This window comes from Mesorhizobium sp. M7A.T.Ca.US.000.02.2.1 (assembly GCF_003996995.1).
GTDB lineage: Bacteria > Pseudomonadota > Alphaproteobacteria > Rhizobiales > Rhizobiaceae > Mesorhizobium.
Genome location: NZ_RZTT01000276.1, coordinates 1 through 8,226 on the forward strand (window position 1 = coordinate 1; position 8,226 = coordinate 8,226).

At 62.0% G+C, this 8,226-nt stretch carries 8 protein-coding genes; all 8 read right to left on the bottom strand.

The window, feature by feature from the left end:
* Window positions 1-1,845: transglycosylase domain-containing protein (locus EOD15_RS23055; protein WP_148129622.1), on the bottom strand; the 1,845-nt coding region annotated here is incomplete at its 3' end.
* A gap of 149 nt (window positions 1,846-1,994) precedes the next feature.
* Window positions 1,995-3,965: an acyltransferase family protein gene (locus EOD15_RS23060; RefSeq protein WP_164762102.1), complete on the bottom strand. Its 1,971-nt coding sequence runs from the start codon at window positions 3,963-3,965 to the stop codon at window positions 1,995-1,997.
* Window positions 3,966-3,988: 23 nt separating this feature from the next.
* Window positions 3,989-4,903, bottom strand: a complete 915-nt coding sequence (locus tag EOD15_RS23065) for a hypothetical protein (RefSeq protein WP_127408854.1) — start codon at window positions 4,901-4,903, stop codon at window positions 3,989-3,991.
* Between the two features lie 30 nt (window positions 4,904-4,933).
* A complete protein-coding gene (locus tag EOD15_RS23070) occupies window positions 4,934-5,080 on the bottom strand; it encodes a hypothetical protein (RefSeq protein WP_127322522.1) in 147 nt (48 codons plus the stop codon).
* Between the two features lie 25 nt (window positions 5,081-5,105).
* On the bottom strand, window positions 5,106-5,360 hold the full coding sequence (locus tag EOD15_RS23075; RefSeq protein ID WP_013529551.1) for a GlsB/YeaQ/YmgE family stress response membrane protein: 255 nt from the start codon (window positions 5,358-5,360) through the stop codon (window positions 5,106-5,108).
* 110 nt (window positions 5,361-5,470) lie between these two features.
* Complete coding sequence (locus tag EOD15_RS23080; RefSeq protein ID WP_127322523.1) at window positions 5,471-5,674, bottom strand: hypothetical protein; 204 nt, start codon at window positions 5,672-5,674, stop codon at window positions 5,471-5,473.
* Window positions 5,675-5,779: 105 nt separating this feature from the next.
* A complete protein-coding gene (locus EOD15_RS23085; RefSeq protein WP_127322524.1) occupies window positions 5,780-6,400 on the bottom strand; it encodes a ribonuclease D in 621 nt (206 codons plus the stop codon).
* A 123-nt stretch (window positions 6,401-6,523) separates the two neighbouring features.
* Window positions 6,524-7,909 carry a M20/M25/M40 family metallo-hydrolase gene (locus EOD15_RS23090; protein WP_127322525.1) on the bottom strand — a complete coding sequence of 462 codons (1,386 nt, stop codon included), beginning with the start codon at window positions 7,907-7,909 and terminating at the stop codon, window positions 6,524-6,526.
* Between the last annotated feature and the right edge of the window lie 317 nt (window positions 7,910-8,226).

An 8,226-nucleotide genomic window follows, 5' to 3' on the forward strand; every position in this document is an offset into this window, starting at 1 on the left:
CCACACACCCGTGGTGAGGTTGGCGGTGTAGCCGACGAACCAGGCGTCGCGCGAATTTTGACTGGTGCCGGTCTTGCCGGCCGATGGCCAGGCGAAAGCCGCTTTCCGGGCAGTGCCGATCTCGACCGTGCCCGTCATCATCGAGTTCATCATGCCGACGATCTCGGGCTTGACGACGCGCGGCGCGCTGCCGCCGCCGCTGTCGTAAAGCACCTTGCCCTCGGTGGTCGTCACGCGCCGGATGAAATGGATGTCCGGCTTGTAGCCGCCATTGGCAAAGGGGACATAGGCCGAGGTCAGCTCCAGCGGCGTCACTTCCGAAGTGCCGAGCGCGATCGAGGTGTTGGCTATCAGGTCGGACTGGATGCCCATGCGGTGCGCCGCCTCGACAACCGCGTTCGGCCCGACCTCCATGGTCAGTTGCGCCGCCACCGAGTTCAGCGACTTGGCCAGCGCGGTGGCCAGCGTCACCTTGCCGAAATACTTGCCGCCGTAATTGTCGGGTGTCCAATTGCCGATCTTGATCGGCGCATCGTTGCGGATGCTGTCGGGCGTGCGACCGGCTTCGAGCGCGGCCATATAGACGAACGGCTTGAACGCCGAGCCCGGCTGGCGACGTGCCTCCGAAGCACGGTCGAACTGGCTGGTCGAATAGTCGTAGCCGCCGACCATGGCACGCACCGCACCGGAATCGTCGATCGACACCAGCGCGCCCTGTGTGACGTTGAGCTTCTTGCCGCTCTCGTCGATCAGTCTGCGGATCGACTGTTCGGCGAGCTTTTGCAGGTTGAGGTCGACGGTGCTGTCGATGACGATGTCGCCGCGCACATCGCCGATCAGGTCGGGCAATTCCTCCATGATGGTGTCGGCGACATAATTCTCCGAGCCGGTCCAGTAGGACGGCGCGCGCGTTGCCGGCGCGCTCATCGCCGAGGTCATTTCCTTGGCGCTGATCTTTCCCTCGTCACGCATGGCGGCAAGCACCAGTTGCGAGCGTTCCTCGGCCGCCTTCGGATCGCGTGCCGGGGACAGCCGCGACGGCGCCTTCAACAGGCCGGCAAGCAATGCGGCTTCCGACAGGGTGACGTCGCGCGCGCTCTTGCCGAAATAGCGGCGCGAGGCGGCCTCGACGCCATAGGCGCCGGAACCGAAATACACCCGATTCAGGTACATTTCGAGGATCTGGTCCTTGGTGTGCTTGTGCTCCAGCCACAGCGCCAGCAGCACTTCCTGCACCTTGCGTTCCAGCGTGCGGTCGGGTGTCAGGAACAGGTTCTTCGCCAATTGCTGGGTCAGCGTCGAACCGCCCTGCGAGAAACGCCCGCCCAGCACATTGGTGACCATGGCGCGGGACAGCCCGATCGGGTCGATGCCGAAATGCGAGTAGAAGCGCCGGTCCTCGATGGCGATGACGGCTTCCGGGATATAGGGCGACATTTCATGCAGGCCGACGGCCTCGCCGCCGCTCATGCCGCGATTGGCGAGCAATTGGCCATCTGCCGAGACGATCTTGATGTTGGGGGCGCGGTCGGGAATCGACCAGGTCGTCGCCGCCGGCATCTTGGCGCCATAGTAGACGACGATGCCGGCCACCGCGATGCCGCCCCAGATGGCGAACACGAAGCACCAGTAGAACAGCCGGCCGAGCACACCGAACAGGCCGCGCCGGCTTCTGCCGCGCTTGGCCCGCGACGATTTCCCTTTGGCCGGCTTGCGTTTTGCGGAGGCTTTGCGATTGCTCGGCACGACGCGATCCTCCTCGTTCACCGAAAGACCCGCCGAGGACCGCGCCTGCGGCGGCCCCTCGAAACTGGGTTCGATGCGACTGTCTCTGCGGTTCGCCATGCGCTGTGCTTGATATCCCCGATGCCTATGGCGTTCGGGTTGAAGAGTAGATGCGGCGGTTTAAAGGCGGGTTAAGTCGTGTTCGAATGCCGGCCCTGGCGTTGGTCAACGATGTTGATGCGAAAAAGCCGCTACGCCTTGATATCTCGCTAGAGACCCGCCGCCTTCGCCAGATAGGGCGCCAGCGCCAGCGCATAGGTGGCCGTCATATGGTGATGGTCGCGCCAGACGATGATGTTGCCGACCACGGCCGAACAGCTGTGCTTGCCACATAAGGCATCGTTCATGTCAACGACACGGACCCCTGGCAATGCCCCTGCGGCGAGGGCGAAGACATCGCTCGTCTCCACCTCCTGTCGCGCGTTGACGCATTTGTCGGGATCGGCGGTCAGGCAATCACCGGGATCGAACTTGACGAAAGGCGTGTTCCGAATGGCGATAATACGCACGCCCGTTCTGTTCAAGTCGCTCCAGATGCTGCGCAAACCGTCGATCATTGCCGGCTCCGGTGTGTCGGAATAGCGAGACTGGCTGGTGAACATCAGGTCTGGCCGCAATTTCCTGATCTCGGCGAGAACGTTGTCGCGCCATGTTGCGCAGGCCTCATACGGCTTACCTTCATCCGTCACCGCGGCAAGGGTGAAAGGGCATGCAGCCTTGGTGAAGGTGACCAATTTCCACTTGCGGTCCCTGGCAATCTTGTCGATGGCCGGGATCCATTGTGCTGCGTGTGAATCGCCTGCGACGACAATGGTTCTGGTTCCCTGGGGATCGCCGAGCTGGCAGCCCACAGCTTGCGTGCTGTCCTGCTCCTGATGGCATTTCAGTCGATAGACGATCGGTACGTCACGCCTGAGTTTGCCGAGGGATGGCAGCAGTTCCACGTCGCGCGGAACCGAAGCGTTGGCAAGCAGCGCTGCCGGCCCTGGATAATTCGGTGTTCCGATCAGGCTGAAATCGACGTCTTGCCTGTCGAGCGCATAGCCGAGCCCACCCGACACCATCACGCATACGGCAACGGCGGCAGTGGCATAGGCCAGAGGTTTCCGTTCCGTATCCGACCGAGGCTGCCGGTAGCGCTGTTCGACATATCGGTAGGACAGATCCGAGATTGCCAGCGTCAGGGCGATCAGCACGAGACCTGCAAGGAGCCCGGCCGCGGGGCGATGCGCCGAATAGAAAACAACCAGCGGCCAATGCCAGAGGTAGATCGAATACGACCGGTCGCCGACATAGCAAAGGATGCTGGCGTCAAGCCCGCGAAACCGGCCTAGTTTGATGCCGCCGGCGGCAATGATGAGCACCGTCCCCAGGGTCGGCAGCAACGCAAGAGCGCCAGGAAATGACGTCGAGGCGGAAAAGAAAAGCGCTGAAAACCCGATGGCGCCAATACCGGTCATCGCCATTGCGGCGCGCAATGGCAGCCCTGCCCTGAACCGATGGACCGTCAGCGCCAGCAGGCCACCAAGCGCCAGCTCCCACAGACGGGTATGGGTTACGAAATAAGCGGCGGCCGGATCGCTCCGGGTGATGACAACCGAGGCGATCAGCGATCCGGCAAAAACCGCGGTCAGCCCCACGAGGAATACGTCTTTCGCTGGCCGCCCGAGACGGCGCGCCAGCCAAAGGCCTGCCACCATCAGCAATGGCCAGACGATATAGAACTGCTCCTCGATGGATAGAGACCAGTAATGTTGTACCGGGCTCGCCGCCTCCTCGGCGCCGAGATAGTCGACCGCCTGCCAGGCAAGCCGCCAGTTCTGCACATAAAGCACACTGGCAGCGACCTGGATTGCCGTCTCTTCCCAACGTGCCATGGACAGGAAGACCAGCGTTCCTGCGAGCGTGGCAAGAAGGGCCAGGATCGCAGTCGGCAGCAGTCGCCGCACTCGCCGCGAATAAAAGGCCATCAGCGAGATGCGGCCGTCGCGCAGCGCCATGCGGGCAAGCAGACCGGTGATGAGATAGCCCGAGATGACGAAGAACACATCGACCCCGACATACCCGCCAGGAAGAACCGCGGGCCAGATGTGGAAAACCACCACCAGGGCAACGGCAATGCCACGCAGCCCCTGGATTTCAGGCCGCAATGCAACAGGCCCCTCAGCGTCTTCTGTCAACACCACCCGCCTCAGACCTGATTTCAGATGGGCTCGAACTTCACATCCGGCTGGTCAGGACCGCCGGCTTGCCGCAACAGCGCGAGAATGTGTTCGCTCCTGTCAACCTGCTGTCGCCTCCAGTTCGAGGCGTTAGTCACGTGCAGCCAGCCATCGACCACCATGAAAAAATCCTCGGATTGATCATGTCCCGCGCCGAAGCGAAGCGATTTGTTATCGGCGAACCGAACCATCGCCGGGTCGATCGACCTGTAGAGCACCGGCCAGTTACCGCCGCCGGAATCCATATGAAACTTGTAGCTCGGGGCGAAATCCAGCCGCCGCCGCAACAGGCTTCCATCGAAAAAACAGAAGCCGGGCCACAGGAACCAGCCGCCTAGTGTCGGCGTATCGCGCCGCACGCTGCCGTAGAGGCTCTTGCCCTCCATCCGGTCGCGGATCGAAAATGGCTCAGTCGGAAAGATGTCATGATCGATGAAGCCGAAAAGCTTCGGCCCGAACCCAGGCAAGAAATTCCGCACGATCCAGTTGAGCGCTTGACCGTGCGATCTGCTGACGACCAGCCTGTTCTTCGGCAAGGCGACATAGGGGACATGCTGGCGACGGCAGAGATCGCGGATCGCTTCCCTTGCATCGTCCTTGTTGCTGTTGTCGAAAACGATGTAGCTTTCGTGCTCGGCCAGGTATCTGCGTACCAGGTGGATTTGCCATTCGATCATTTCGGGCCGGTTGAAGGCTACGGTGGCTATGATCGTATCGCGGAAAGCCTGCTCTCGCCCCTGCAATTCGCTGACCGGCGCGGATGTCCTCAGGAAGCGAAACACCCGCCAATGATAGCGCAGCAGCGCCTCGCGTCTTGGCGGCCTGTTCAGCCTCTCCCATTCCGCAACGGTAATTCTGGGCTGATCGACGTCTTCCGGAGCGTCAGAAGCCACCATGTCGTGCTCCTGCATGTGCCGTTCGACGGCTCAGTTCTGCTGGATCGAAATGCCCTTGTCGTCGATCTTGAGCTCGACGCCCTTGGGTTTGGTCTGCTCGCGATAGACGTAGATGCCGAGCGCAATGACCACGACTATGAGCGCGCCAATGATGAGATAGAGCGTATTCTGTTTCATGGCGCGCTCTTTGCGTTGTCGAGCCTCAGGCTCGTTTCAGGACCTTGACCAGCACCAGCAGGATAATGGCGCCGATTGTGGCATGGATGATCGCGGCGAGAGTGCCGCCGCCGATGGAAAATCCGATCCTCGGAAACAGCCAGCCGGCGATGAACGCGCCGACGATGCCGACGATGATGTTGCCGATAAGGCCGAAGCCGAAACCGGAAACGATAAGACCGGCGAGCCAGCCGGCGATGGCACCGATGATGATGAAGACGAGCAGGCTTTCGACACCCATAGAGAGTTCCTCCGAGCAAGAGGGCGACGGCGGAACGGAAAGCTCCGAATCGGCCTCGATATCAACGGCTTCAGGCTATTCGAAAGCGGCCAGCCTCACCAGCGGCGCACTCATTGATCGTCATCGTCGCTTGCGGCAGGGCGCCAGCTGGTCGGCTCGACCTTCTTTTGCGTGTGACTGTCGATATAGACCCACCAGCCGTCGTCGCGATATTGCGCGATGGATTCGTTGATCACGCCGTCGCTATCCTTCCACGTGACGGAGACCTTGGAGCCGTCTGTCGGCGCGGTCACAATCGGCTTTCTGTCCGCCATGTCATCATCCCCCAATTGCACCGACAAACTGAGCCGACAGAACGCCGCGGCCCGCATCCGGTTCCAGCCGGTACCGGCTGCGCGATGTGCTGGCCGGGACGACCGTCAGCTATGGGCGAAGATATCCTCTTCGTCCCAGCCCATCAGGTCAAGCTTGGCACGCGTCGGCAGGAAGCGGAAGCAGGCATCGGCCTCCTTGGCCCGCCCATCGCGCGCCAGGCGTCCGGCAAGCACATCGCGCAACCGGTGCAGATAGAGCACATCGGAAGCCGCATATTCGAGCTGTTCGGGCGACAGCGTCTCGGCCGCCCAGTCCGACGATTGCTGGGCCTTGGACAAGCCGACACCGAGAAGCTCGAAGCAGATGTCCTTCAGCCCGTGGCGGTCGGTGTAGGTGCGGGTCAGCCGCGAGGCGATCTTGGTGCAGAACACCGGCTCCGGCATGACGCCGAACGCATTGTAGAGAACGGCGAGATCGAAGCGGCCGTAGTGGAACAGCTTGGTTACGCCACGGTTCCGCAGCAGGCTGACGAGGTTCGGCGCCTTCTTCTGGCCGGGTGCGATCTGGATGACGTCGGCCGTGCCGTCGCCGGGCGAAATCTGCACCACGCACAGCCGGTCACGATGCGGATTGAGCCCGAGCGTCTCGGTGTCGATGGCCACTGCCCCGACATTGTAGTGCGAGAGGTCGGGCAGATCATGCTTGTGGAAACGGATATCGGCCATTGTGTTCTCCGGTCGAGCCTTGCGCGTCCCCTGACCCCCAAGGGACGCTGCAGCGCTTTGTCTTGTGGCCCGTCCTCGCCGCGATCCGCTGAAAAATCAACAGGAAAACAGGGGTTCCGCCGCTCAGCGCGTCAAGGCATCGAGAATCCGCGCCCAGGAGCGCTGGCCCTTGTGGAAGGAGCTGAGCTCGTATTTCTCGTTGGGCGAGTGGATGCGGTCGTCGTCGAGGCCGAACCCGACCAGCAGCGATTCCATACCGAGATAGGTCTGGAAATCGCCGACAACCGGAATGGAGCCGCCGCTGCCCGTCGTCACCGCCGGCTTCGGCCATTCGTCGGACAGCGCATTCTTGGCCTTGGCGAGGAAGGGCGAGTCGTAGGAAAGCTGGATTGCCGGCGAGCCGCCATGCGGATGGAATTCGACCGAACAGTCGGCCGGAATCCGCTCCTTGACGAATTTCTGGAACGCAGCGCGAATTTTCTTGTGATCCTGCTTGTGGACAAGGCGAAACGACACCTTCGCCGAGGCTTCCGCCGCGATCACCGTCTTGAAGCCCTTGCCGGTATAGCCGCCGATGATGCCGTTGAACTCGGCTGTCGGCCGCGCCCAGGTCAACTCCAGCACCGAGCGGCCCTTTTCGCCCGACGGGATCGACAGGCCGACCGGTCCCAGGAACGTCTCGGCGGTCTCGCCGAGCGTCTCCCATGATTTCAGGATCTGCGACGGTGTTTCCTCGACGCCGTCATAGAAGCCGGGGATGGTGATATGGCCGTCCTTGTCGTGGATATCGGCCAACACCTTGGCCAGGATGCGGATCGGATTGGCGGCGGCACCGCCATAGAGGCCGGAATGCAGGTCGCGATCGGCCGCCTTCACCGTGATCTCCTCGCCGACCAGCCCGCGCAGCCCGACGCAGATCGACGGCGTGTCGCGGTCCCACATGCCAGTATCGCAGACCAGCGCGAAATCGGCCTTGAGTTCGTCGGCATTGGCTTCGAGGAACGGCTTCAACGAGGGCGAGCCGGACTCCTCTTCGCCCTCGAACAGGATGGTGATGCGGCAAGGCAGATTGCCGTGCACCTGTTTCCAGGCGCGGCAAGCCTCGACGAAGGTCATCAACTGGCCCTTGTCGTCGGCCGACCCGCGTCCGGTGATCACCTTGTGATCCGGCCCGACCTCCTTGACAGCAGGCGCGAACGGATCGCTTTCCCACAATTCGATCGGATCGACCGGCTGAACGTCATAATGGCCGTAGAACAGCACATGCGGCGAACCGGCCGGGCCGTCATGGTGCGCAACCACCATCGGGTGGCCTGGTGTGTCGCGAACGCTGGCGTCGAAGCCGATCAGCTTGAGTTCGGCCACCAGCCATTCCGCCGCCTTGCGGCAATCGGCGGCAAAGGCCGGATCGGTGGAGATCGACTTGATCTTGAGCAAGCCGAACAGGCGCTCGAGGCTCTGGTCGAGATTGTTGTCGAGACGGTCGAGGACGGGGGAAATTGCGGACATATGTGAAGCCTTTCGATTCAGAACCCGAACCGTAAAGGCAGGACAGGAAAACGAAAAGCCCGCGATCATTGGACCACGGGCTGCAAACGTCTGTCTGGGATAAAAAAGACCGCCGTGGTGGAGGGGGAACCACGGCGGCCTTCTACTCGAAACGATGCGGCAGCCCGGAGAGGGGGGATAGGCTGCCGCAGGTGTCCGGGATAGGCGGGGGACGGGCCTTGCTCCGGACTCGGCGAAAACTGCCGATGACGTGTATTTTGGTCTCTGAACGTGGCGATTCAAGGGCACGAAAATTACAGTTTTTTTACATAGGCGTG